At 45.6% G+C, this 24,096-nt stretch carries 22 protein-coding genes; 17 read left to right on the top strand and 5 right to left on the bottom strand.

Features of this window, described 5'->3' with window-relative positions:
* Positions 1-11: 11 nt before the first annotated feature.
* Positions 12-641, bottom strand: a complete 630-nt coding sequence (gene sigK / locus NE638_RS01645) for an RNA polymerase sporulation sigma factor SigK (protein WP_059085391.1) — start codon at positions 639-641, stop codon at positions 12-14.
* 181 nt (positions 642-822) lie between these two features.
* Here sigK and NE638_RS01640 point away from each other — a divergent pair, with 181 nt between their 5' ends.
* From NE638_RS01640 to NE638_RS01630, 3 genes are read left to right on the top strand one after another with little or no spacing between them, the layout of a single operon-like run.
* Complete coding sequence (locus NE638_RS01640) at positions 823-4,362, top strand: DUF5717 family protein (RefSeq protein ID WP_244094788.1); 3,540 nt, start codon at positions 823-825, stop codon at positions 4,360-4,362.
* The gene (locus NE638_RS01635) at positions 4,359-5,633 is read left to right on the top strand and encodes a DUF5716 family protein (protein ID WP_173745703.1); all 1,275 of its coding nucleotides are present in this window, start codon (positions 4,359-4,361) and stop codon (positions 5,631-5,633) included. The genes NE638_RS01640 and NE638_RS01635 overlap by 4 nt, the downstream gene beginning before the upstream one ends.
* Positions 5,630-6,409 carry a hypothetical protein gene (locus tag NE638_RS01630; RefSeq protein ID WP_173740410.1) on the top strand — a complete coding sequence of 260 codons (780 nt, stop codon included), beginning with the start codon at positions 5,630-5,632 and terminating at the stop codon, positions 6,407-6,409. Before NE638_RS01635 ends, NE638_RS01630 begins: the two co-directional genes overlap by 4 nt.
* Here the strand turns inward: NE638_RS01630 and NE638_RS01625 are convergent.
* Positions 6,406-7,845, bottom strand: coding sequence for a helix-turn-helix transcriptional regulator (locus NE638_RS01625; RefSeq protein WP_173745702.1), 1,440 nt, complete (start codon positions 7,843-7,845; stop codon positions 6,406-6,408). The two genes, NE638_RS01630 and NE638_RS01625, sit on opposite strands and share 4 nt — an antisense overlap.
* Before the next feature lie 167 nt (positions 7,846-8,012).
* Between NE638_RS01625 and NE638_RS01620 the strand changes: the two genes are divergently transcribed.
* The 7 genes from NE638_RS01620 to NE638_RS01590 all read left to right on the top strand — a co-directional run bounded on the left by NE638_RS01620 (position 8,013) and on the right by NE638_RS01590 (position 15,218).
* The gene (locus tag NE638_RS01620) at positions 8,013-8,735 is read left to right on the top strand and encodes a LytR/AlgR family response regulator transcription factor (RefSeq protein ID WP_059085394.1); all 723 of its coding nucleotides are present in this window, start codon (positions 8,013-8,015) and stop codon (positions 8,733-8,735) included.
* A gap of 92 nt (positions 8,736-8,827) precedes the next feature.
* On the top strand, positions 8,828-9,718 hold the full coding sequence (locus NE638_RS01615; RefSeq protein ID WP_015527098.1) for an amino acid ABC transporter substrate-binding protein: 891 nt from the start codon (positions 8,828-8,830) through the stop codon (positions 9,716-9,718).
* A gap of 228 nt (positions 9,719-9,946) precedes the next feature.
* Positions 9,947-10,597 carry an amino acid ABC transporter permease gene (locus NE638_RS01610; RefSeq protein ID WP_110102491.1) on the top strand — a complete coding sequence of 217 codons (651 nt, stop codon included), beginning with the start codon at positions 9,947-9,949 and terminating at the stop codon, positions 10,595-10,597.
* A gap of 21 nt (positions 10,598-10,618) precedes the next feature.
* Positions 10,619-11,311, top strand: coding sequence for an amino acid ABC transporter ATP-binding protein (locus NE638_RS01605; RefSeq protein WP_021652351.1), 693 nt, complete (start codon positions 10,619-10,621; stop codon positions 11,309-11,311).
* Positions 11,312-11,433: 122 nt separating this feature from the next.
* Positions 11,434-12,867 (top strand): adenylosuccinate lyase, encoded by a 1,434-nt coding sequence (gene purB / locus NE638_RS01600; RefSeq protein WP_173740406.1) that lies wholly within the window; start codon positions 11,434-11,436, stop codon positions 12,865-12,867.
* A gap of 120 nt (positions 12,868-12,987) precedes the next feature.
* Complete coding sequence (locus NE638_RS01595) at positions 12,988-14,262, top strand: adenylosuccinate synthase (RefSeq protein WP_022426147.1); 1,275 nt, start codon at positions 12,988-12,990, stop codon at positions 14,260-14,262.
* Between the two features lie 134 nt (positions 14,263-14,396).
* Positions 14,397-15,218: an HAD-IA family hydrolase gene (locus NE638_RS01590; protein ID WP_015527102.1), complete on the top strand. Its 822-nt coding sequence runs from the start codon at positions 14,397-14,399 to the stop codon at positions 15,216-15,218.
* A 134-nt stretch (positions 15,219-15,352) separates the two neighbouring features.
* On the opposite strand, the gene NE638_RS01585 is transcribed toward NE638_RS01590, so the two are convergent.
* The gene (locus NE638_RS01585) at positions 15,353-15,757 is read right to left on the bottom strand and encodes a helix-turn-helix transcriptional regulator (RefSeq protein WP_173745701.1); all 405 of its coding nucleotides are present in this window, start codon (positions 15,755-15,757) and stop codon (positions 15,353-15,355) included.
* Complete coding sequence (locus NE638_RS18380; protein WP_173745700.1) at positions 15,702-15,935, bottom strand: AraC family ligand binding domain-containing protein; 234 nt, start codon at positions 15,933-15,935, stop codon at positions 15,702-15,704. Before NE638_RS18380 ends, NE638_RS01585 begins: the two co-directional genes overlap by 56 nt.
* Before the next feature lie 94 nt (positions 15,936-16,029).
* Between NE638_RS18380 and NE638_RS01580 the strand changes: the two genes are divergently transcribed.
* From NE638_RS01580 to thrS, 4 genes are all read left to right on the top strand, one after another.
* A complete protein-coding gene (locus NE638_RS01580; RefSeq protein WP_256137098.1) occupies positions 16,030-16,299 on the top strand; it encodes a hypothetical protein in 270 nt (89 codons plus the stop codon).
* Positions 16,300-16,487: 188 nt separating this feature from the next.
* Entirely contained in the window at positions 16,488-16,997 is a 510-nt protein-coding gene (locus NE638_RS01575; protein ID WP_021652360.1) for an SEC-C metal-binding domain-containing protein, read from the top strand.
* The gene (locus NE638_RS01570) at positions 16,997-17,479 is read left to right on the top strand and encodes a YdcF family protein (protein WP_092071306.1); all 483 of its coding nucleotides are present in this window, start codon (positions 16,997-16,999) and stop codon (positions 17,477-17,479) included. The genes NE638_RS01575 and NE638_RS01570 overlap by 1 nt, the downstream gene beginning before the upstream one ends.
* A 421-nt stretch (positions 17,480-17,900) precedes the next feature.
* On the top strand, positions 17,901-19,862 hold the full coding sequence (thrS, locus tag NE638_RS01565; protein ID WP_092071309.1) for a threonine--tRNA ligase: 1,962 nt from the start codon (positions 17,901-17,903) through the stop codon (positions 19,860-19,862).
* A gap of 126 nt (positions 19,863-19,988) precedes the next feature.
* Here the strand turns inward: thrS and NE638_RS01560 are convergent, their stop codons facing one another.
* Entirely contained in the window at positions 19,989-20,855 is an 867-nt protein-coding gene (locus NE638_RS01560; RefSeq protein ID WP_147603330.1) for a shikimate dehydrogenase, read from the bottom strand.
* Between the two features lie 297 nt (positions 20,856-21,152).
* Between NE638_RS01560 and NE638_RS01555 the strand changes: the two genes are divergently transcribed.
* From NE638_RS01555 to NE638_RS01540, 3 genes are all read left to right on the top strand, one after another.
* On the top strand, positions 21,153-22,004 hold the full coding sequence (locus NE638_RS01555) for a sigma-E processing peptidase SpoIIGA (RefSeq protein WP_173739602.1): 852 nt from the start codon (positions 21,153-21,155) through the stop codon (positions 22,002-22,004).
* A gap of 67 nt (positions 22,005-22,071) precedes the next feature.
* Complete coding sequence (gene sigE / locus NE638_RS01550) at positions 22,072-22,746, top strand: RNA polymerase sporulation sigma factor SigE (RefSeq protein ID WP_235812409.1); 675 nt, start codon at positions 22,072-22,074, stop codon at positions 22,744-22,746.
* Positions 22,739-23,944 carry an alpha-L-rhamnosidase-related protein gene (locus tag NE638_RS01540; protein ID WP_302467659.1) on the top strand — a complete coding sequence of 402 codons (1,206 nt, stop codon included), beginning with the start codon at positions 22,739-22,741 and terminating at the stop codon, positions 23,942-23,944. The genes sigE and NE638_RS01540 overlap by 8 nt, the downstream gene beginning before the upstream one ends.
* The last annotated feature ends 152 nt before the right edge of the window (positions 23,945-24,096 follow it).

The raw sequence follows: 24,096 nt of genomic DNA, 5'->3' as shown, positions 1-24,096 counted from the left end.
CGTTCTCCCCTTTACTGATTTTCAGGAAAAAGAGTACGGAGTTTTCGAAGAGCGTTCTTTTCGATACGGGATACATAGGAGCGGCTGATGGAGAGATTTTCAGCAATCTCTCGCTGGGTCAGTGGCTCCTGACCATTCAAACCGTAGCGGCAGCAGATTACCTGGTATTCCTTTGGGGAGAGTACTGTCCGGATATAACGGAGAAGATAGGAAATGCTGTCCCTTTTGAAACAATCATCCACAACATCAACGGGTGGACTTTCAATGATATCGAGAAGGCTGATCTCGTTGCCTTCCCGGTCTGTGCCGATGGGTTCATAGAGAGAAACTTCTCTGGAACGTTTCCTGCGGGCACGGAACATCATGAGAAGCTCATTGTCAATGCACCGTGCAGCATAAGTGGAAAGCTTGGAAGTCCGGCTGGGATCAAAGGTGGAAATGGCTTTGATCAGACCTATGGTGCCTATGGAGATCAGATCATCCTGATCCTCGTCACATCCCTGATATTTTTTTGCAACATGTGCTACGAGGCGGAGATTGTGTTCGATAAGGATATTTTTTGCTTCCGGATCGCCCCTTTGGAGCTGCAGAAGATAGAACTGCTCTTCCGCAAAAGAAAGCGGTTTCAGAAAGGTTTTCAAGGGTTCACCTCAAAGGGGATTTCCTTATAGCTTATGAGCCGGACGTGCTTTTCGTGCTTTTCCAACAGAAACTTTATAAAAAGGACAGAGGCGAACACCTGTTGCGCCACATTCTGATCTGGTGTATAATCATAAAATACGAGTGACAACAATCAGTGTATATTGATGAGGAGTATATATTTTGAAAAAGAGGATAGAACAGCTTCTTAACGGAAAATTTATTTATGAACAGCCTGAGCTTCTGTTTTCACAGGACCGTATTTTCGCTACGCTGAAGGCAGGAGAGACTACAAAGGATGAGATTTATTTCGGTACCGATGACAACCGCAGGATCAGTGGCTTTGTGACTTCATCTGACCGGAGACTGGTGCCCGGATTTGACCGCTTTTCCGGAACCACAGTGCGCATGCCTTATGGGGTAGATGCAGAGGGAATGAAGCCGGGAGAGAGCTTTGAAGGCTGGCTGTGTTTTACTACCAGTATCGGAGAATATAAGCTGCCGTTCACTGTACAGGTACAGACGGAAGAGGTGAAGAGTGCAGGCAGAAAGGTATCTTCTCTGGAAGAATTTCTGCACATTGCAAGGGAAGATTTCCATGAGGCTTACCGGATCTTTACAGAACGACATTTTTCTCTGATCCTGAGTGATCAGAGTGAGAAGATCCGTTCTCTTTATGCAGGAATGTCACAGCAGCCGGTGACCTATCAGCATCTGGAGGAATTTCTGATCGCAGCCGGTGCCAAGGAAAAGGTGACATTGAGTCTGAACAGAGAAGAGGCGAGTTTTTATGATGTCAGTGAATCTGTTCAGGAATCCCTTTATATCCACAGGAGCGGATGGGGACACCTGCGGGCAGATATTGAGGTAAACGGGGATTTTCTGGAGGTAGGCAAGCATGTGGTCACAGAAGAGGATTTTATCGGAAGTACCTGTGAAATAAACTATGTGATCCGCCAGGAAAAACTGGGAAAAGGAAATCAGTACGGCGAGATCATTGTAAAAACCCCATACCAGAAACTGGTATATCACGTTCTTGCATCCAGAGGAACTGAGAGTGCCGTGAACCTGGATCTTCTGGAAAAACAGTACCGGATATCTCTGATGAAGGAATACCTGGGATATCTCTGTAAAAGAACAGATTTTCAGGCCTGGACAGCCTCTACTCATGAGAAGCTTGACCGTATGGGCGAAAACGGACTGAAATATCCGGAATATCAGCTTCTGGAAGCCTATCTTCTTCATCTGGAAGGAGAAGATGACCAGGCTTCAGAAATCCTTGAGCGTTATCAGAATAAATCCTTTCATCACAATGAACTGGAACTGGCAGGGATTTATCTGTATCTATGTACACAGACCGGGCTGTACCGGGATAAGGAACAGGCCCTCCGCAAGGTACAGAATTTCCAGATGCAGAAGGAAGACAGCTTTATCCTTCTGAAACTGGTATTTGAAATGGATCATACGCTTTCTCCGTCAAAAAAGATCTTTCTGATGGAGGAACTTTTTGAGCGGGGATGTACAAGTCCTTTTCTGTATCTGGAAGCATGGAACCGTATTTGTGCAGATATGTCTCTGCTGCATCGGATCAATGGGTTCTGGGCCCAGGTATTCCTTTTTGCAGGAAAAGAACAGATGCTGACGGAAGAGCTGGTCATGCGCCTGGCATATCTTTCCGGTTATGAGAAAGCTTTTAACGAAAGTCTGTACCGTGCTATGGCCATGGGATGTGAAGCCTTTCCGTCGGATGATACCGTGGAAGCTATCTGTAAATATATTATGAAGGGAAATCCAAGAAAACCGGAATATTTTCAGTGGTTTTCCGCTGCCGTGGACCGCGGGATCCGGATCACACGGCTGTATGAATATTATGTGGAAACACTGGATACTTCTTATCGGAGAGTCCTGCCGAAACCGCTTTTGATGTATTTTACCTATAACAACAATACTCTCGGTGATTCCAAGCGTGCCTATCTGTATGCATGCATCATTGCAGGGAAGGAACGTGATCCACAGACATACGAAAGTTATCGTGAAAGCATGGAGGAATTTGCTTTCCGTAAGTTACGGGAAGGCCGGATGAATGAAAATTATGCTGCTGTTTATCAGGAATTCATGCGGGAACCATCGGACAGCGAAAAAGCGCAGGTGATCGCCTCCAGAATGTTTACCTGCCGGCTGTATACGGATGATCCGAAGGTCCGCAGTGTGATCGTTCGTCACAGACAGATGAAACAGGAAGAAATCTATCCGTGTATCCATGGGATCGCTTACCCAAGGATCTGCAGCGAAGATGCGGCCGTTGTATTTCAGGATGAAAAACAGAGACGTTATGCTGCTACGGTAGATTATAATCTGACACCACTTTTTGATGATCGTGAGATGGTTCCGGCAGTGTTGGAAAAAGGGGCGGATGAACCGGCTGTGCTTTTGTATTACTGTCAGGGTCAGGAGATCAGTCGTAAGAATCTGGGAATTTTTCAGAAACTGGTCCTTTCACCGGCGTTTACCGATGAATATAAGAGGCTGATCCGCAAAAAGATCCTGGATTATTATCGGGATCACGTGCAGGGAGAAGATCTGGATGCCTGTCTGGAGATGATGGATTATCGGGAATATGCCATGGTCGACCGGAAAACCCTTCTGGAGATCCTGATCCAGCGGGGACTGTTTCCGCAGGCTATGAGCGTGGTGGAAGCATTTGGATTTGAAGGAGTAGAGGAGCGTGCTCTCCTGAAGCTGGTAAGCCGTATGATCATCCGCTGTGACTGCGCGGAAGACGAAGAGCTGATCGCACTTTCCTCTCATGTATACCGACAGGGAATCTATGATGAAGTGATCCTCATGTATCTGATGAAATTCCGGTTTGGACCTGTGGATGAACTTCTGGATATCTGGAAAAGTGCCTGTGGGTTTGAGATGGATACTTATAATCTGGAGGAGAGGATCCTTTCTCTTCTGATGTTTAACTGGGATTACCGGCCAGAGGGTGCGGATATCCTGAAAGCATATATCCGCCATTCCGGAAAAGAGAGTGTGATCGGTGCGTATCTGACTCTGATGTCTTACGGAATGTTTGTAAAAGAAATGCCGGAGATGCCTGGACTTAAGGAGTATCTGAAAAATCGAAGAGAAAAGGAGTGGCCCGGAGACCGGATCTGTGACCTGACTCTTCTGAAACTGCTTTCCGAAGAAAAAACTTCTGATGAAGAAAATCTGGAAATGGAGGAAAAAATCCTCTCTTCCTGTGTAAAGGAAGGAATGATATTTGAGTTTTTCCGGAATCTGGATCAGAGTATCCTGCGACCGTATCAGCTGGATGATAAGACTTTTGTAGAGTATCATACTTTACCGGAGGCTTCGGTCACACTGTATTATTGCCTGGATACAGGTCTTGGAACTGTACCGGACTATAAAAGTGAACCGCTCAAAAATATCTATGAGGGAATTTTTGCCAGAGCATTTACATTGTTTTATGGAGAGACCCTGCGATATTATTTCCAGACAGAAGATGAAACCGGTGTACACAAAACGGAAGAAAAAATACTGACCATGAGTCAGAGTAATGACCAGGCATCCAGCAAATATCAGCTGATCAATCAGATACTCTGTGCAAGGAAACTGGAGAAAGACACGGAAGTGAAGGAGAAGCTGGCACAGTATCTCCGGCAGGAACAGTACGTTAATGAAATGTTTGTCATAGAGAAGGAACCGGAAAGATGAATGAAATTCGTGACTTGATCATAGGAATTGATATTGGAAAAGAATACACACAGATCTGTTATTATGACAGAAAAGCAGAAGAAGCCCGTTCTCTTTCCATGAAGGTAGGAGCCAGTCAGTACGAAGCTCCGGGCTGTATCTGCTATCGTACCGATCACGGTGATTACTGCGTAGGCCTGGAAGCAGAGTATTTTGCCAGGGAAAAGGGCGGGATCATGATCGGAAATATTTATGATATCTGTCAGAAGGAAGAAAAGATCCAGGTGGCAGGAGAGGAAAAAGAGCCGGCAGAGCTTCTGGCACATTTTCTAAGGGGAATCCTGAAATTTCTGGGAATCCAGGATATCGTAAAGAATACCCGGTGCCTTTGTATCACATCGCCGGAGCTTAGTACACTTCAGGTACGGAATTATCAGAAGGCCTGCAGCCTTGCAGGTTTTTCCCGTGAGAAATATATGCTTATGGACTATGGCGAGAGCTTTTATTATTATGCACTGGGACAGAAACGGGAAACCTGGAATCGAAGTGTAGGTTGGTATGCCTTTGCAGGCGATACGGTAACTTTCCGGAAGCTGACTATCAACGGCTCTTCCAGACCGGTGCTTGTAAAACTGGAGGATCCGGTCAGTACAAAGCTTGAACCGGAAGAAGAGATCCGTGATGTGGAATTTTACCGTTTTATCAGTAAGACTCTCGGCAAAGAGCTCTTCTCCAGTGTGCAGATCACGGGAGAAGGATTTGACCAGCAGTGGGCACAGCAGTCTGTAAAGCTCCTGTGTCATCAGGGACGGAAGGTTTTTTACGGAAACAATCTTTTTGCAAAGGGAGCCTGCATAGCCGGTAAGGACAAGCTGGAGGATAAAAAACTCAAAGGTTACCGCTATTTAAGTGATTCGCTGGTGACTGCGGACGTAGGAATGGATATGCGGGTGATGGGCTCTCCGGCTTACTATTCGCTGATCGAAAGCGGCAGCAACTGGTATGAATGCAGTGCATCCTGCGAGCTGATCCTGGATGATACCAGTGAACTGGTATTTGTAGTAAGTATTCCGGAAGAAATCGAGAAGAAACGTGTGGCCATGGCACTTGAGGGTCTGCCAAAGCGGCCTAATCGGACTTCAAGGCTTTCCCTCACGCTGAAATACGTATCGCCGAGAGACTGTGAGATCACAGTAGAGGATCTGGGCTTTGGCGAAATGTATCCTTCCAGTGGGAAGATCTGGAGGGAACTGGTACGATGGGATGAGCAGGAAGAAAGGAAGCAGGCATGAGCGGATATATTTTATGTCAGGTAAAAAAGGCAGAGAAGCCGTTTTATATCGAAAATATCAGTACCAATATCTATTCTATAGAAGAACTCTGCTATTATCTTTATAACAATCTTTATCTTGTGGACAGCTCATTGATCAGCAGTAAGCTCTGTACCTGGCTGGAGGAAGAACTGGAGCTTCCGAAGCTTGCGGCCAAGCTGAAACCTTATATTGGAAGAGAGGCCGGACTTGAAGAAGTACTGTATCCGATATTTAAAGAGATCAATTATCTGGCTTATGAAGAGCTTAAGACCTTAAACGGGCGCATTGAAGCCAGAAAACGTGAACCTGAAGAAATACGGGAGAAACGCAAAGGTGATGCGCTGATGGAGAATCGGATGTATGTGAATGCACTCCGTGTTTATCAGAAGCTTCTGGAGCATGGCGGGAAAGAAATCACTGGAGAGATGCGTGAAAGGATCCTGCATAATCAGGGATGCGCATACAGTTACCTGTTCCAGATGGATAAAGCGCTGGATTGCTTTTGGAAAGCATGGAAGGAGAAGCATTCAGAGAAAGCGATGAAGGTTTATCTTCTGGCCTACCGCAGTGTTCACAGTGAAGAAGAATACAGGAAACGACAGGAAGAATTGAAGACGGGTGAAATAGTAAGACAGGAAACAGACCAGGCTCTGAAAAGCTTTGCCGGTCTCCCGGAGCAGCATATCGCATCCGGAGAAACCGACAGGATCCTGGAGGATCTTACAAGAGAATATCACAGAAGTACCGGCTCTTAAAGCTGTTCAAGAAGTCCCAGCAGGATCTGCTGGGCTTCTTTTTTTGTATATACGGATTCTTCCTCAGACAGGGAACAGAGGTAATCATTCAGGGCCTGTCCGATACTGGTCTCTTTCAGATAGATACAGAGAAAAGTATCTTTTTCGGAAAGAAAGCAGAGAAAAACGGAATAGTCAGACAGAACTTCCAGATGGATCCCGGTTTCAGGAAGTACGGAAGGCTTCAGGATCCTGCATTTTTCATGTCCCATATCTGTGTCAAGAAGATGCTTGAGGGCTTTTTTTCGTTCTTCTTTCGGAAGAGGGGTCTGATGGTAGGAATAAGGTCCGTCAAGGAGTCCGGTACGGGCAAATTTCCGGATCCCGCTCAGTGTAAAATAATTGCAGGAAAAGGCAGCTTCTGTAAAAGAAAAGGAAGTCTGGTTCAGAACCGCTGCCAGCTGGGTATAGACCGGATCGGAAAGATCGATATCCCTGTTATCAAACAATGACTGAATAAAGCCCGGACCATAGGACATCAGTGCAAGGCAGGGATGAGATTCCAGTGCAAAATTTGTTGAGATCTTTGTCTGCATGATAGAACCAAAGATATTAAGGATCCTGTCCGGAGAATCCGACTGCAGGAAGAATTGACTGGAATTCTCAAGAGCCCGTTGGAATTCCTGTTGATATGCGTGGATCGCTTCCGGATTTTCAGTAAAAATACAGGTCATCATATCCGAGGATAACAGCAGTAGCTTTTTTTCAGTGAGTAAGAAAAAAGGAAACAGTTCATAGCTGGAAAACTCTCGGCCTGTCTGAGTATAGTAATAATATGGCTGGTAGCCCACAAAACCTGACAGGATCGGAAGGAGTGTGCAGAGAAAGGTTTCCAGATTCATGTTGTAATCCGGTGAGGCGGACGGGTTCTGGTGAAGCGGCAGGATCTGGATCACCGGTGGCAGTTTCTCATATTTGGGATAAAGATGGGAAAAGATCTGTACAAGAAGCCGGCAGTTGGCCGGAAGGTTGGTACGGATCGTTTCAGAAGAACCGGAAGACAGGATGTCCTCAAAAAGGTTCAGGACCTTCTTTTCCACATCAAGAGAAAAAGTTCCACGGTAAAAGGGAAAGGATGGAAGCCTGAGAAAACCCTCCCGGGAAATGACCTGCTGGGAGCTGATAACACCCAGAAGCTCCTGTATATATTTGCGGTTGTAATATATTTCTTTTCCGATTTTTTCTATTTTATATAATTCCATCAGTTCCCTGCGCTGGGAAGGATTGATCCGGAGGGAATCGCAGAACTGGCGCACAAAATCAATACCGGGAAGACGTTTCCCTGTGATCATACGTTGTAGCGAGGTACGGTCAAGTCCCGAAGAAGCAGATAACTGATAAACGTTTTCTCCTGTATCCTTTAGGTATTCCCGGCATTTGTTGCTGAAATCAGACATAGTAGTACTCCTTTTGGTGCTTATATGACATTATTATACGAAAACAGATCATGAATTACAATAATTTGTAAAAAAACAAGGCACAATTAGAAGCACATATTGCGCAGGTCTTTCTTTGAAAATAAAATGTTAATATCAGAAAGAGCATGAGGGAGGAAAACACGGCAATGGCAGTGATGACGATCGCGATATGTGATGAAATACGAAAGGATGCACAGAAGCTGTACAGGCAGCTTTCCACACTGGTCCCTGATGCAGAGCTCCTTCTGTATCGGACCAGAGAGAGTCTTCTGAAAGGACTGGCAGAGGGACACAAGATCTGCGATCTGATATTTCTGGGGCTGGATGGTGATCAGGGCAGGAGTCTGGAAACTGTACGGACAATGCGCCTGAAAGGACATTATATCCCGGTTGTGCTGGTGGCAGAGAATGAAAAATTCTATAAAGAAGCATTTGAAGTGTTTGCCTATAACTATCTGGTCAAACCGGTTGAAAGTGGAGAACTGGAACATGTTCTGGTACATATCCTGGAGGTATGCAGGCGTGAAGGCGGAAGAGCGCTGTATTTTCGCTACAGGAAACAGGTTTATACACTGCAGCACGATCATCTGGCATATATATCCAGTAGTCTTCACAGTGTGACATTTCATCTTACCGATGGAAAAAAGATCAGCTGCAGAGCCAGGCTGGGGGATTTTTCGGGACAGCTGTCAGACAGCAGCTTTCTGAGATGTCATCAGAGCTTTTGTATCAACATGGAGAAGGTAACTTCACTTAAGAAGAACAGTTTTGTGGTCGGACAGACGGAAATCCCAATTTCCAGAACATATCTGAAAACGGCCAGAAAGAAATACAAAGATTATCTGGCAGAGCAGAAGGTTTGCTCTTGACAGCTCCTTTTGGGTATGTTACTATAACCATACGCTTTCACGTGGTAGAGTGACCATGTGATAAAGAGATAACCGAAAAAAGGAGAATGACCATGAAGAAAAGAACAGTTGCAGTAGTAATGGCGGCAGCGATGACAATAGGAATGATGGTAACAGGAGTGAGTGTACAGGCAGGTGTTGAGGATAAGACCCTGATCGTAGGATTTGATGCTGAATATCCTCCGTTCGGATATAAGGATGATAACGGAGAATATGTAGGATTTGACCTTGACCTTGCCCAGGAAGTATGTGATAATCTTGGCTGGGAACTTGTTAAGAAGCCTATCAACTGGGATTCCAAGGATATGGAGCTGAACTCCGGAACGATCGACTGTATATGGAATGGATTTACTATCAACGGACGTGAGGATGACTATACATGGAGTGATCCATACATCAACAATGAGCAGGTGATCGTAGTTGCCAAGGATTCTGAAATTGAGAAGCTTGCGGATCTTAAGGGCAAGAACGTAGTGGTACAGGCTGCATCCGCTGCACTGGACGCATTGAACAACGATGACAATAAGGAACTGAAGGACAGCTTTGCATCTCTTACAGAGAATCCGGACTACAACACTGCATTTATGAATATTGATTCCGGAGCTGCAGACGCTGTTGCTGTTGATATCGGTGTTGCTAACTATCAGCTTTCCCAGAGAGGCAAGGATAAATATGTGATCCTTGACGAGCCGATCCAGAACGAGCAGTATGGCATCGGATTCAAGAAGGGAAATGATGAGCTGAAGGATCTCGTATGGGATGAGGTCAAGAAGCTTGACGAGTCCGGTGAGGTTGACAAGCTTGCAGATAAGTATGAACTGGATAAGAGCATGCTCTGCATCAGCGAGGACAAGGATAAGACAGAGAATTCTGATTCAGCAGAAGCTGACACAGAAGAAAGTGCAGACAGCACAGAGAAAGAAACCGATTCTGAATCCAAATGATCCGGTACAGATCCGGTACAGTAAAAGCTGTGAAGATATTTTTTAAGCTATCCAACAGCAGTAGAAATAAGAAACATAGCAGAAGCTTTTGAAGCTTCCGCATAAAAAGGAAATGAGGGTGCTTCGGCGCAGAAAGAGCTGCCGTACACGCTCATTTCCTGTTGTTTACAGGAATTACAGGTATCAGTCCGATAAATGGGACTGATACTCCGAACCAGGAGGAAAAAAATGAGTTTTAGTGTAATGCTTCAGCAGCTGGCAGGAGGAATGCTGGTCTCTATTGAGATCTTTTTTATAACCTTGCTGTTTTCTCTGCCGCTGGGACTTCTGATCTGTTTTGGCAGAATGTCCAGAAACAAAGTGATCCGTACCATTGTATCCGGGTACATATCCATCATGAGAGGAACGCCGCTGATGCTGCAGCTGATGGTGGTATATTTCGGCCCTTATTTTATCTTCGGGATCCGTATTTCCATGGGATATAGTCTGATCGCTGTATTTATCGCATTTGCCATCAACTATGCAGCTTACTTTGCAGAAATCTATCGCGGCGGCATTGAATCCATGCCGGTGGGACAGTATGAAGCTGCAAAGATCCTTGGATACAATAAGGTGCAGACATTTTTCCGCATCATCCTTCCACAGGTGATTAAGAGGATTTTGCCGTCTATTACGAATGAGGTCATTACGCTGGTCAAGGATACTTCCCTTGCGTTTGTTGTGGCAGTTGCGGAGATGTTTACCATTGCCAAGCAGATCGCAAGTGCACAGACAACAATGATGCCATTTGTGATCGCTGCGATATTTTATTATGTGTTCAACCTGATCGTGGCTGTTGTGATGCAGAAGGTTGAGAAAAGTATGAATTACTACCGCTAACCGGAATGGAGAGTATAAAATATGAAATTATTTGAAATGAAACATATCAAAAAAAGCTTTGACGGACTGGAAGTTCTCAAAGATATCTCTCTTGACGTGGAAGAGGGAGAAGTTTTAAGTATCATCGGTCCTTCCGGTTCCGGCAAGTCAACCATCCTGCGTTGTGCCACAGGACTTGAGACGCCGGACAGCGGCGAGATCATCAAAAACGGTGATGTGGGACTGGTGTTCCAGCAGTTCAATCTGTTTCCGCATTTTTCCGTACTGAAAAATATAGTGGATGCACCTCTGAAGGTGCAGAAGAGAAAGAAAGATGAGGTTTACGCCCAGGCAAGAAGCCTTCTTAAGAAAATGGGCCTTGCAGACAAGGAGAAGGCATATCCTTTTCAGCTTTCCGGAGGACAGCAGCAGCGAGTTTCCATTGCCCGTGCGCTCTGTATGAATCCGAAGATCCTGTTTTTTGATGAACCTACATCTGCACTTGACCCGGAGCTGACCGGTGAGATCCTGAAGGTTATCAAGGATCTTGCTCAGGAGCATATTACCATGGTGATTGTTACTCATGAAATGAATTTTGCAAGAGATATTTCCGACCGTATCATCTTTATGGATAAGGGTGTGATCGCAGTGGAGGGAACGCCGCAGGAGGTATTTTCTTCCGAAAATGGCAGAATGAAGGAATTTTTGGGAAAATTCCATCAGGGTATGGAGTAACAAACGGTTGCTTTTAAAGAGGCAATGTTATATAATTTCAAGAGGCGTGAATTAACCAGATTCGGGCAGATAACGGATCATTCGCCATTCCGGCCCGGATGTATGTAAGCAGGAGGATAATAATGAATACAGACAGATATGTAAGCCCGCTGTCAGAGCGGTACGCAAGCAAAGAGATGCAGTACATTTTTTCCCCGGACATGAAATTCCGCACATGGAGAAAGCTGTGGATCGCACTTGCTGAGACGGAACGTGAGCTTGGCCTTAACATCACCCAGGAGCAGATTGACGAGATGAAAGCTCATGCGGATGATATCAACTATGATGTGGCTAAGGAGCGTGAGCGTCAGGTTCGCCATGATGTAATGTCTCACGTGTATGCGTTTGGTGTACAGTGCCCGAAGGCAAAAGGTATCATCCATCTGGGAGCGACCTCCTGTTATGTAGGAGATAATACGGATATCATCGTTATGACAGAGGCACTGAAACTTGTCCGCAAGAAACTTGTGAACGTGGTCGCAGAGCTTTCCAAGTTTGCAGCGCAGTATAAGGACCAGCCAACTCTGGCATTTACTCATTTCCAGCCGGCACAGCCGACAACCGTAGGTAAGAGAGCAACTCTCTGGACTCAGGAATTCCTGATGGATCTTGAGGACCTTGAGTATGTATTAAGCACTATGAAGCTTCTTGGCTCCAAGGGAACAACCGGTACACAGGCTAGCTTCCTGGAACTTTTTGACGGGGATCAGGAGACCATCGACAAGATCGATCCGATGATCGCAGAGAAGATGGGATTCAGATCCTGCTATCCGGTTTCCGGACAGACCTATTCCAGAAAGGTTGATACCCGTGTGCTGAATATCCTTGCGGGAATCGCTGCAAGTGCACATAAGATGTCCAACGATATCCGTCTTCTTCAGCATCTGAAAGAAGTAGAGGAGCCATTTGAGAAATCCCAGATCGGATCTTCCGCTATGGCATATAAGAGAAATCCGATGAGAAGTGAGAGAATCGCTTCCCTGTCCAGATATGTGATGATTGATGCACTGAACCCGGCGATCACATCTGCGACACAGTGGTTTGAGAGAACTCTGGACGACTCTGCAAACAAGCGTCTCAGCGTTCCGGAAGGATTCCTTGCGATCGACGGAATCCTGGATCTCTGCCTCAATGTTGTAGACGGACTGGTTGTTTATCCGAAGGTTATCGAGAAGAGACTGATGTCTGAGCTTCCATTTATGGCAACTGAGAATATCATGATGGATGCAGTTAAGGCAGGCGGAGACCGTCAGGAGCTTCATGAGCGTATCCGTGAGCTTTCCATGGAAGCAGGAAAGAACGTGAAGGTAGAGGGTAAAGATAACAATCTTCTTGAGCTGATCGCAGCGGATCCGGCATTTAACCTGACTCTTGAGGATCTTCAGAAATCCATGGATCCGTCCAGATATACAGGACGTGCCAAAGAGCAGACAGAGGCATTTATCGCCAATGTGGTACAGCCGGTTCTGGATGCACATAAGGATCTGCTTGGCGTTAAGGTTGAGATCAACGTATAATTCCAAGATGTTATAAACATTAAGAAATGAACACAGACAGGAATGACGTGTCTCTGTGTATTACAGGCAGAGAACATGCCGTTCCGAATAATAGAGAAAGACACAAGGAGGAACTGTGTTATGGTAACTGCAGTAGTAGGAGCAAACTGGGGAGATGAAGGTAAAGGCAAGATCACAGATATGCTTGCTGAGAAAGCTGATATCATCGTAAGATTTCAGGGTGGAGCCAATGCGGGCCACACCATCGTAAATGATTACGGTAAATTCGCACTTCATACACTTCCGTCAGGTGTGTTTTACGGACATACAACAAGTGTCATCGGAAACGGTGTTGCACTGAACATTCCGGTATTCTTCAAGGAGTACAACGAAGTAGTAGGCCGTGGAGTACCGGCACCGAAGATCCTGATCTCCAACAGAGCACAGATGGTAATGTCTTACCACATTCTGTTCGATCAGTATGAAGAGGAGCGTCTTGGAGGCAAGGCTTTCGGTTCCACAAAATCCGGAATCGCTCCGTTCTATTCTGACAAATATGCAAAGATCGGTTTCCAGGTAAGTGAGCTTTTTGATGAGGAAGCACTGAAAGAGAAGGTTGTACGTATCTGCGAGACCAAGAATGTAACACTTGAGCATCTCTATCATAAGCCTCTTCTGAAACCGGAAGACATCATGAATGAGCTGATGGAATACAAGAAGATGGTTGAGCCATACGTATGCGACGTATCGCTCTATCTCTGGAATGCACTGAAAGAGGGAAAACAGGTTCTTCTTGAGGGACAGCTTGGAACTCTGAAAGACCCGGATCACGGAATCTATCCGATGGTTACATCCTCTTCCACACTGGCTGCTTATGGTGCCATCGGTGCAGGTCTGCCTCCATATGAGATCAAGAAGGTCGTAACTGTATGCAAAGCTTACTCCAGTGCAGTTGGAGCAGGTGCATTCGTTTCTGAGATCTTCGGCGAGGAAGCAGATGAGCTGAGAAAACGTGGCGGTGACGGTGGTGAGTTCGGTGCTACTACAGGCCGTCCGAGACGTATGGGATGGTTCGACTGTGTTGCATCCAAATACGGATGCCGTCTCCAGGGAGCTACAGACGTTGCTTTTACAGTACTGGATGTTCTGGGATATCTGGATGAGATCCCGGTTTGCACCGGCTATGAGATCGACGGAGAGGTGACAACAGAATTCCCGACAACTGTGCAGCTTGAGAAAGCAAAACCGGTTATTGAGAAGCTTCCGGGATGGAAATGCGATATCCGTGGAATCAAAAAATATGAGGATCTTCCGGAGAACTGCAGAAAATATGTAGAGTTTGTAGAAAAACATATTGGATTCCCGATCACAATGATCTCTAACGGACCAGGAAGAAACGACATCATTTACAGATAATTATTTTTACAGTATCAGGATTATGACAACAGGAAGCGCCGGGGAAGAATTTCTCCGGCGCCCTTTTGGTTCAAAGAGATATTCAGTTAAAATAACAGATAGAATAGCGGATGTATCATGTGAAAGGAAGCTCAATGAAAAATTTTAAAAGAATCGCGGCACTTGCAGGTGTTGTCATATTACTTCTTATATTCTGCCTTCCAATGGCATTTGCCTGGGGAAGCAGTGAAAACGCCCAGGCTTTGTTCCGGGGGGCTTTTGCGGCAGCAGTTCTGGTACCGATCGTAGCGTATGTTTTCTGGATGGCGTACCGGATCTGGGGAAATAAGAAGCCGAGAGAGGATGAAAACCGTATGATCGAGAATATTATTTTTGATGTGGGAAATGTGCTGATGGGCTATGACTGGGAAGAGTATCTTCGGAGCTATGACTTCCCGGAAGAAAAGTATCAGAAAATCGCAGATGCAGTATTTCGAAACCCGATCTGGGAGGAACAGGACCGTGGACAGCATGAGGAGTCCTGGTATGTAGATAAATTTGTGGAAAGTGCACCGGAATATGAAGCAGATATCCGTGAGGTGGTACGACGTGATCCGGAGTGTATGCATCTGTATGATTATGCGGAAACCTGGGTGAAATATCTCAAAAATCAGGGATATCATCTCTATGTCCTTTCCAACTACGGAACTTATATGCTGGATCGTACAAAGCAGGATATGTCTTTTCTGAAATATATGGACGGAGTGGTATTTTCCTGTGATGTGCAGCAGATCAAGCCTGAGGTGGATATTTACAAAACACTTCTGAAGCGTTACAGCCTGAAACCGGAGAAATCGGTATTTCTGGATGATCGTGCCGTGAACTGTGAGGGAGCCGGAAAAGCCGGTATTCATACCATCCAGTTTGAGAATCTGAAGCAGGCGGCGAAGGCGCTTGAGAAGCTTGGTGTGAAATGACCTTCAGTGTGAAAAGAGAAACACAGAGGGCCTGCACCATCGCGAAGCCCTCTGCATTCTAAAGGGGAGGATATGATAAGTATCTCCCGGAACGGCATCTGTTATACAGAAAATATATAAGATCTTGTAATCTTTTATTCCCTGTTCTTCTTCCGGTATTCATCGGGAGTCATTCCATATGTTTTTTTAAAAGTACGTATGAAATGCTCCGGACTTTCATACCCTACAAGTTCACAGATCGCAAGATTGCTGAGAGAGGTTTCACGCAGAGCATGACATGCCTGGTTCAGCTTGATATCCCGGATGATCTGTAAAAATGTCCGTCCGGTACTTTCCTTGATCAGGGTACTGAAGTGGAAAGTACTATAGCCAAAATGCTTCGCAGCTTCACGTAAGGTAACGCTCTGGTAGTGACGGTTCAGGTAGTTGAGGATTTCCGTTACAGAATTTCCGGTGCTGTCCTTTGTAAGGATGGATTCAATATCATTTTCGTGAAAACGCAGCAGCATGGCCCAGAATATTAAAAGCAACACTGTCATCAAAGATCCCCACACTGTGAGTGGTATGCGGTGGGATGATACAGATATCTCCGGTATGCAAAGTGTGTTCGATCCCCTGTATCGCAGTGTGGGCAGTTCCGTCATACAGACAGAGAATCTCAAAAAATTCATGTTCATGGGGAAAAACAGGGGTATAGCGGTAATGCTTGGAAAGCACGATATTGCCATTTATATCATGAGCAAGTCAGGTATGGATTATTCTGGCGGAAGCAGTCAGCGGCGAAGAAGGAGCAGAAATACTGGATCGTCTGGTGGAACTGAAACCGGAAAAAGGAATGGTTTCTCCGTATATGAACCATCATTTTGTGGAAGCACTTCTGATGTGTGGTAAAAAAGACCAGGCAATGGAATATATGAAATATTACTGGGGCGGAATGTTAAGCCACGGTGCGGATACATTCTGGGAGCTTTATAATCCGGAAAATCCTGTAGAATCTCCATATGGAAGCAGCATTGTCAACAGCTACTGCCACGCATGGAGCTGCACTCCGACTTATCTTCTCAGAAAATATTTTAACTGAAGCAAGTAAGTCCCCTGCGGGGGTGCGAATATCTGCTTGAACTAAATCACAGTGTGATAAAATAACTCGGATATGAAACAGATGTATTTGATTTCTTCGCCAAAAGATGATATAATAAATAGAAATTGCGAAGCGGAATATAAATCTCCGTCTTATTTATCTAAAATTTTGGAAAAGAGGATCAGACAATGAGCGATATGACAATTCTTGAGCAGTGGCGTTCCATTGCTTATAATCAGAATGCAGATAAGAATAAGCTTCAGCGCTTCTGGGCAAATTATTTTAACATTGAGAAGAATATTTATGAGCAGCTTCTTGAGAACCCGGATGAGATCGTTTCCGGAACTGTAAAAGAGCTTGCTGAGAAATACGGTCAGGACGTTATGACTATGGTTGGGTTCCTTGACGGAATCAATGACAGTCTGAAGGTTCCGAACCCGATCGAGACTATGGATGAGGATACCAAGGTAAACCTTGCATTTGATAAAGAGGCACTCTATAAGAACATGGTAGATGCCAAGGCTGACTGGCTTTACAACCTTCCTCAGTGGGACAAGATCTTCACAGAAGAGAAAAAGAAAACCCTCTACATGGAGCAGAAGAAATCCGGCACAGTTGTGAAACCGCACAAGGTCGGAAGAAACGATCCGTGCCCATGCGGAAGCGGCAAGAAATACAAACACTGCTGCGGAAGATAATGAGCGTAAAGAAGAATCTGGATTACATTATCGTGTTAGGTGCCCATGTGGACGGAACACGGATGACACTTGCCCTTCTGGAACGAGCCAGAAGGGCCCTTCTTTATCTTGAAGAAAATCCGGGTACGAAGGCAGTGCTCTCTGGAGGAAAAGGCGATGGAGAAAACATTTCCGAGGCAGAGGCCATGTATCGCTACCTTACCGGTCACGGAATAGACGGGGACAGACTGATACGGGAAGAGGAATCTACCAGTACGAAAGAGAATTTGGAATTCAGTTGCAGAAAGATCGGAACCACAGACTGTTCTGTAGGCGTGGTGACGAACAATTTTCATGTATGGAGAGGAGCAGCCATTGCAAGAAAATGTGGATTCCGGGAAGTGGCCATGGTACCTTCCAGGTATCGAAGCTGGCGTCTTTTTATCTACATTCCCCGTGAGATTTTGGCTATTATCAAAGACAAACTCATGGGAAATCTGTAGATCTGTGCGAGAAGAGAAATCTCAAAAATTTTGTCAACATGCGTTGACAAATAAAAATACTGCGCTTATAATGAACCACAGAAAAAGAAATAAAAAACACGTTGACGAGACGAGTAAGCTGTGAAACGTTACAGAGAGAGATGTGAAGTGCTGGAAACATCTTATCGGGAAACAGCCGAAGACTACCTCCGAGTGGCCCCAATCCGGTCCGGTGATTCCGTTATCATCATAATTGAGAGGCTTTGCATCCTGGCATGACCGGGCAGCAGAGCAAGCAGGGTGGAACCGCGAGAATGAATGAACTCGTCCCTTACAGTATGTGATGTACTGTGAGGGATTTTTTTATTGCAGAATCTCTTGCAAAAGCAGACACATACTGTGTACCATAGAAACTTCATTTAAAATGAAAGGAGAAAAAACAATGATCATTACATTAAAAGACGGCTCAAAAAAAGAATATGCAGAAGCAAAAGCTGTGATCGATATCGCATATGACATCAGCGAAGGCCTTGCACGTGCTGCATGTGCAGGAGAAGTAAACGGAGAGGTCGTAGATCTTCGTACAGTTCTTGACAGCGACTGTGAGCTGAATATCCTTACAGCGAAAGACGAGAAGGGCCTTGCAGTTCTCCGTCATACAGCATCTCACGTAATGGCACAGGCTGTACAGAACTTATACCCGGAGGCAAAGGTTGCCATCGGACCATCCATTGATACAGGCTTCTACTATGATTTCGACCACGATCCATTTTCACGTGAGGATCTTGACGCCATTGAGAAAGAGATGAAAAAGATCATCAAAAAAGGCGCAAAGATCGAGCGTTTTACAAAATCCCGTGAGGATGCCATCGCATACTTTAAAGAGAAAAATGAGCCATACAAGGTTGAGCTGATCGAGGATCTTCCGGAGGGAGAAGAGATTTCCTTCTATTCACAGGGAGACTGGACAGACCTCTGTGCAGGCCCACACCTGATGAGTGTAAAAGGCATCAAGGCATTCAAACTTCTTTCTTCTTCCAGCGCATACTGGAGAGGCAGTGAGAAGAACGCAATGCTTACACGTATCTACGGAACAGCCTATGCTACAAAGGATGAGCTGAAAGAGCATCTGGAGCAGATGGAAGAAGCAAAGAGACGTGATCATAACAAGCTTGGCCGTGAGATGAAGATCTTCACAACTGTAGATGTGATCGGACAGGGACTTCCGCTTATCATGCCAAACGGTGTGATCATGATGCAGGAGCTTCAGCGCTGGATCGAGGATGAGGAGACAAAGCGTGGATACGTAAGAACAAAAACTCCTCTTATGGCAAAGAGCGATCTTTACAAGATCTCCGGACACTGGGATCATTACAAAGATGGTATGTTCGTACTTGGTGATGAGGAGAAGGACAAAGAGGTTTATGCACTTCGTCCGATGACATGTCCGTTCCAGTACTATGTATACAAAGCAGAGCAGCACAGCTACCGTGATCTGCCGATCCGTCTCGGCGAGACCTCCACACTGTTCCGTAATGAGGATTCCGGAGAGATGCATGGCCTGACACGAGTTCGTCAGTTTACTATTTCCGAGGGACATCTGATCGTAAGACCGGACCAGATGGTAAAAGAGTTCAAAGACTGTATCGCACTTGCCCAGTACTGTCTGCAGGTACTTGGTGTTGAGGAAGATGTAACCTATCATCTTTCCAAATGGGATCCGACAAACAAAGAGAAATACATCGGTGAGCCGGAGGTATGGGAAGAGACAGAAGGCCATATCCGCCAGATGCTTGAGGAGCTGAACATTCCATTCACAGAGGATGTGGGCGAGGCTGCTTTCTACGGACCGAAGGTTGATATCAACGCAAAGAACGTATACGGAAAAGAAGACACAATGATCACGATCCAGTGGGATGCACTTCTCGCAGAGCAGTTTGATATGTACTATATCGATGAGAATGGCGACAAACAGCGTCCGTACATCATCCACCGTACATCCATGGGATGCTATGAGAGAACACTGGCATGGCTCATTGAGAAATACGCAGGAATGTTCCCGACATGGCTCTGCCCTGAGCAGGTTCGTGTGATCCCGATCTCCGAGAAGTATAACGATTATGCACAGAAGGTTGAAGCTCAGATGAGAGAAGCAGGAATCCGCTGCTCTGTAGACGGACGTTCCGAGAAGATGGGATACAAGATCCGTGAGGCACGTCTTGAGAGAGTACCTTACATGCTTATCGTTGGTGCAAAAGAGGAAGAAGAGGGTAAGGTTTCCGTAAGAAGCCGCTATCTTGGCGATGAGGGAATGAAAGAGCTTGGTGAGTTCATTGACTTCATCAAAGAAGAGATCAAGAACAAGACGATCCGTAAGATCGAGGTTCAGGAAGAGAAGAAATAAACAAAACAGATGATTGACGGATAAATAAAAGGCGACCCGTGTGATAGGCGGGCCGCCTTTATTTTTGATCCGGCAATATTGAGGCCACGCTGTGATGCGGAGGCGGTCAGTATTGCCGGATATTTTTTATTTAAAATATTTCTCCCTGACGAGTTCAACCGGCATGTCCAGTCCGGTCCAGATGTGGAAAGCCTTTACACCCTGGTGGAGCAGCATGTACATTCCGTTAAAGGTCGGACATCCGGCTTCCCGGGCTTCCCTGAGAAGTCTTGTTTCTCTTGGCTCATATACAACATCGGCTACGGTAAGTTCCGGATGGAACAGAGTCTTGTCCGGGATCACGGTGCCTGTCACATCCGGAACCATTCCCACAGAAGTTGCATTGATGAGGAGATTGCTTTCCTCCAGTGCGTCCTTCAGCGCAGTGTGATCATCCATCTCATGAAGGATCATCTCACATTCTGTCATATGAGACATTTTTTCTGCCATGGAAGCGGCGCGTTCCCAGTAACGGCTGGTAGGACGTGCAAAAACATGGATCTTTTTTGCACCCTCTAGGGCGGACTGGCCGCAGATTGCCATTCCGGCACCGCCGACGCCCATAACGGTGATGGTGCGTCCTTTTACATCACAGCCGGCATCTCTGGCAGACTGGGTAAATCCATAACCATCCGTATTAAACCCCTTTAATTTTCCATTGTCGTTGCGTACGGTATTTACCGCTCCGATCAGCTGGGCAGTGGGAGAAAGCTCGTCCAGAAGCTCCACGATCTTATTCTTGTTTGGCATGGTCAGGTTAAAGCCCTTGATCCCACAGGCTTTCAGTCCTTCCACAGCCTGGGGAAGGGTCTCCTCTGTTACATCAAAACAGAGATACACATAATCAAGTCCAAGATAACGGAATGCCTCATTGTGCATTAAAGGTGATACGCTGTGTGCCACGGGGCTTCCCAGAAGGCCGGTAAGCCCGGTATGTCCGGTAATATTGATCATTGTTCGATTCCCTCCTGTATCTCATATAATAGAATTTCTTTACGAAATATAATAAAAAATATTTTAGCACTATAAAGTGCGAAAATCAACAAATACAAATATTGTACGAAAATTTATACATTTTTGTCGCCGATTCATAGAAAAAATCTATAAATGTCGAGGCAGACAGAAACGACCCGATAAGTTAGAAGAATCGACATCCGGATTTGACAAAATATGCAAAGAGCCTGCCCTATAATAAATACACTTACCAAAGTTGAGAATCGATGGCAGACGAAACAGCAGTGGGGGAAGCTTATGTATCAGAGGATGTACATAGATATCGTTTTTATGACGAATTTCCTTATGGATTACATGCTTTTAAGACTTGTGGGAAAATTTCTGCATCTTGACGGGAAACGCAGAAGATGTGTGATATCCGCTGCCTTTGGATCTTTTGTATCCTGCCTGCTTGTATGTGTACCTTTTAAGATCATTTTTCCTGCCGCTGTACTGATCCATGGCGGCTGCGCTTTTTTTATGGCGTCGTTTGCTTTTCGACTGAAAAAAGGTGGCCTTCTTGTAAAAACCATTCTGGCTCTGTATTTCACAGCTTTTGTGGTTGGCGGGATCTATCAGGCACTGGAAACGGAAAGAACCATGACGGTGAAAATATTTCTGCTTTTTCTGGCAGGGATTTATGGCACACTTTATACTCTGGGATGTGTGACCGAGACCTTCCGGTTTGGAAGAAGAAATATTTTTCCGGTCACTTTGAAATATCAGGGGAAGCTGCAGCAGACATACGGCTTTTATGATACCGGAAATCTCCTTATGGATCCTGTGAAAAAACAGCCGGTATCGATCATCAAACAGGAACTTTTGGGAAGCCTGATATCGAAAGAGCAGGTGAAAAAACTGATGGATATTAAAGATAAACCAGAGGCACTGGAAAATACAGGATTTGTCAGTCTGCAGCCGCATTTTCTGAGCTGTCATACCGCAGATGGAAAAAAAGGACTGCTGCTGGCAGTGATCCTTGATGAACTTCTGATCCAGACTCCCGAAAGGGTGGTACATGTAGGAAAACCGGTGCTTGCTATAACATCCGAGCCCTCAGCTTTGGGAGAAGAGTACGAGATACTTTTGAATTCCAGACTATTAAATTGAGAAGGGGGCTTATGTTATGAACAGAGCAGCTGCAAGATCCTATCCGTTTCAGGTGATCCGGAAATTTATGTTCAATCGTCCGGGAGAGGTTTTTTATATTGGTGGAAATGATATCCTTCCGGCGCCGTTGTCAGCGGAACGGGAGGCTGAAGTGATCGAAATGTTGGGAACAGAAAAGGAAAAAGAGGGAAAGTCGGTTCTGATCGAGCATAATCTACGGCTGGTGGTTTATATTGCAAAGAAATTTGATAATACAGGGGTAGGTGTGGAGGATCTGATCTCCATCGGAACCATAGGGCTCATAAAGGCTATCAATACCTTTGATCCGGTAAAAAATATCAAGCTTGCTACCTATGCATCACGATGTATCGAAAATGAGATCCTGATGTATCTGAGGAGAAACAGCAAAACAAAGATGGAGGTTTCCATTGATGAGCCGCTGAATGTGGACTGGGATGGAAATGAGCTGCTACTTTCGGATATTCTGGGAACGGATGACGATGTGATCTCCAGACGTCTGGAAGATGAGGTGGAGATCGCACTTCTTGGAAAAGCCATCAGCAAACTGACAAAGCGGGAACAGATGATCATCCGTCTGCGATTCGGCATCGGAAACCGGGAAGGAAGCGAGAAAACACAGAAGGAGGTAGCGGATCTTTTAGGAATTTCGCAATCCTACATTTCCCGCCTGGAAAAGCGGATCATGAAGCGGCTGAGGAAAGAAATCGTAAAGTATGAATAGAAGAAACCGGAAAAAACGGTTTACCGGACAGGTTTCCCTTATGGAGGAAGTAAAACCAAAAAATATTTTTGAGACACCACAGAGAGATGAGCGTCTTGGATGGACCGGTGATGCAGAAATCTTCTGCCGTACGGCATGCTTCCTTGAAAATACCTATTCCTTCTACCGAAAATGGCTCCGTGATGTGGAGGCAGACCAGACAGAGGAGGGCGGTGTTGCCCATGTTGTTCCGGATATCATTTCCGGAAACGAAGGGTATAATTGGCTCCTTGAGCAGGGAAGTCATTCGGCAGCAGCGAGAAGATTTAAAATTCCGGGAAATACAGTAGAATTTGTCAGAGACCTTCGATATAATAAATACAGAGTGTTTACAGAACTACAGAATGAACAAAAGAAGAAGGGGTGTGGCAGAATGATCGACATTGCACATGCAAAACAGGAATTCGAAAAATATCTGGATGAATACGACCGGGAGGATGAACAGATCTGTCTGAAGATCGTACATACCTATGGCGTGGTGAAATACGCAGGAGAGATTGCCAGAAAAATGGAATGTTCCGGTGAAGATGTGGAACTTGCGGAGCTGATCGGTCTGCTTCATGATATTGGCCGTTTTGAGCAGATCCGTAGATTTCACAGCTTTGAGCCGGGAACCATGGATCATGCCGTGTTCGGTGCAGAACTTCTCTTCGGGGAGGAGAAGCTGATCCGGCGCTTCGTGGAGGATGATAAATTTGATGAGCTGATCGATGCAGCAATTCGGAAGCACAGTGATTTCAAACTGGAAGGAATCCACGATGCAAGAACACTTTTCCATGCAAAACTGATCCGGGATGCAGACAAGCTGGATAACTGCAGAGTAAAGCTGGAGGCGTCAATAGAGGCCATGCTTGGTGTATCAGAAGAGGTTGCAGGAGAAGGGCTGATCTCACCGGCAGTGTGGGAGTCCTGTCTCAGAAGAGAATCCGTGTTATCCGCAGACAGACATGCGCCGGTGGATTACTGGGTATCTTATCTTGCACAGTATTATGATATCAATTTTCCTGAGACCTGTGAGATCATCGAAGAAGAGGATTATATCACCAGGATCGCAGGGCGGCTGACTTATCAGGAGCAGGATACCAGAACTAAGCTCCATATTCTCACAGAAGATCTGAACAGGTATCTGGAGATGCCGGCTGTGTCTGTGAAGGAATAGGAGCATAGCAGTTACTGTTCACTGGCAATGTCCCGCGAGGTGTTTTTTGTGAGCGAAGGTCACAGAAAACCCGAGACATACCGCGCGAATTTATGCGATTAGCATAAATTCTGTGCATCGCGAAGCGTGTTACTGAGAACGGAGTGAACAGT

The sequence above is a fragment of the Blautia sp. MSK.18.38 genome, assembly GCF_024460535.1.
Classification (GTDB): domain Bacteria; phylum Bacillota; class Clostridia; order Lachnospirales; family Lachnospiraceae; genus Blautia_A; species Blautia_A fusiformis.
Note: the sequence above shows the minus strand (reverse complement) of the source record. Positions and strands in the feature narration are given on the sequence as shown.

Excerpts from the sequence above, each read along its gene's own strand:
- NE638_RS01635 (WP_173745703.1), top strand. The coding sequence starts at position 4,359 with ATGAATGAAATTCGTGACTTGATCATAGGAATTGATATTGGAAAAGAA.
- NE638_RS01630 (WP_173740410.1), top strand. The coding sequence starts at position 5,630 with ATGAGCGGATATATTTTATGTCAGGTAAAAAAGGCAGAGAAGCCGTTT.
- NE638_RS01625 (WP_173745702.1), bottom strand. The coding sequence starts at position 7,845 with ATGTCTGATTTCAGCAACAAATGCCGGGAATACCTAAAGGATACAGGA.
- NE638_RS01620 (WP_059085394.1), top strand. The coding sequence starts at position 8,013 with ATGGCAGTGATGACGATCGCGATATGTGATGAAATACGAAAGGATGCA.
- NE638_RS01615 (WP_015527098.1), top strand. The coding sequence starts at position 8,828 with ATGAAGAAAAGAACAGTTGCAGTAGTAATGGCGGCAGCGATGACAATA.
- NE638_RS01610 (WP_110102491.1), top strand. The coding sequence starts at position 9,947 with ATGAGTTTTAGTGTAATGCTTCAGCAGCTGGCAGGAGGAATGCTGGTC.
- NE638_RS01605 (WP_021652351.1), top strand. The coding sequence starts at position 10,619 with ATGAAATTATTTGAAATGAAACATATCAAAAAAAGCTTTGACGGACTG.
- purB (WP_173740406.1), top strand. The coding sequence starts at position 11,434 with ATGAATACAGACAGATATGTAAGCCCGCTGTCAGAGCGGTACGCAAGC.
- NE638_RS01595 (WP_022426147.1), top strand. The coding sequence starts at position 12,988 with ATGGTAACTGCAGTAGTAGGAGCAAACTGGGGAGATGAAGGTAAAGGC.
- NE638_RS01590 (WP_015527102.1), top strand. The coding sequence starts at position 14,397 with ATGAAAAATTTTAAAAGAATCGCGGCACTTGCAGGTGTTGTCATATTA.
- NE638_RS01585 (WP_173745701.1), bottom strand. The coding sequence starts at position 15,757 with ATGACAGTGTTGCTTTTAATATTCTGGGCCATGCTGCTGCGTTTTCAC.
- NE638_RS01575 (WP_021652360.1), top strand. The coding sequence starts at position 16,488 with ATGAGCGATATGACAATTCTTGAGCAGTGGCGTTCCATTGCTTATAAT.
- NE638_RS01570 (WP_092071306.1), top strand. The coding sequence starts at position 16,997 with ATGAGCGTAAAGAAGAATCTGGATTACATTATCGTGTTAGGTGCCCAT.
- thrS (WP_092071309.1), top strand. The coding sequence starts at position 17,901 with ATGATCATTACATTAAAAGACGGCTCAAAAAAAGAATATGCAGAAGCA.
- NE638_RS01560 (WP_147603330.1), bottom strand. The coding sequence starts at position 20,855 with ATGATCAATATTACCGGACATACCGGGCTTACCGGCCTTCTGGGAAGC.
- NE638_RS01555 (WP_173739602.1), top strand. The coding sequence starts at position 21,153 with ATGTATCAGAGGATGTACATAGATATCGTTTTTATGACGAATTTCCTT.
- sigE (WP_235812409.1), top strand. The coding sequence starts at position 22,072 with ATGTTCAATCGTCCGGGAGAGGTTTTTTATATTGGTGGAAATGATATC.
- NE638_RS01540 (WP_302467659.1), top strand. The coding sequence starts at position 22,739 with ATGAATAGAAGAAACCGGAAAAAACGGTTTACCGGACAGGTTTCCCTT.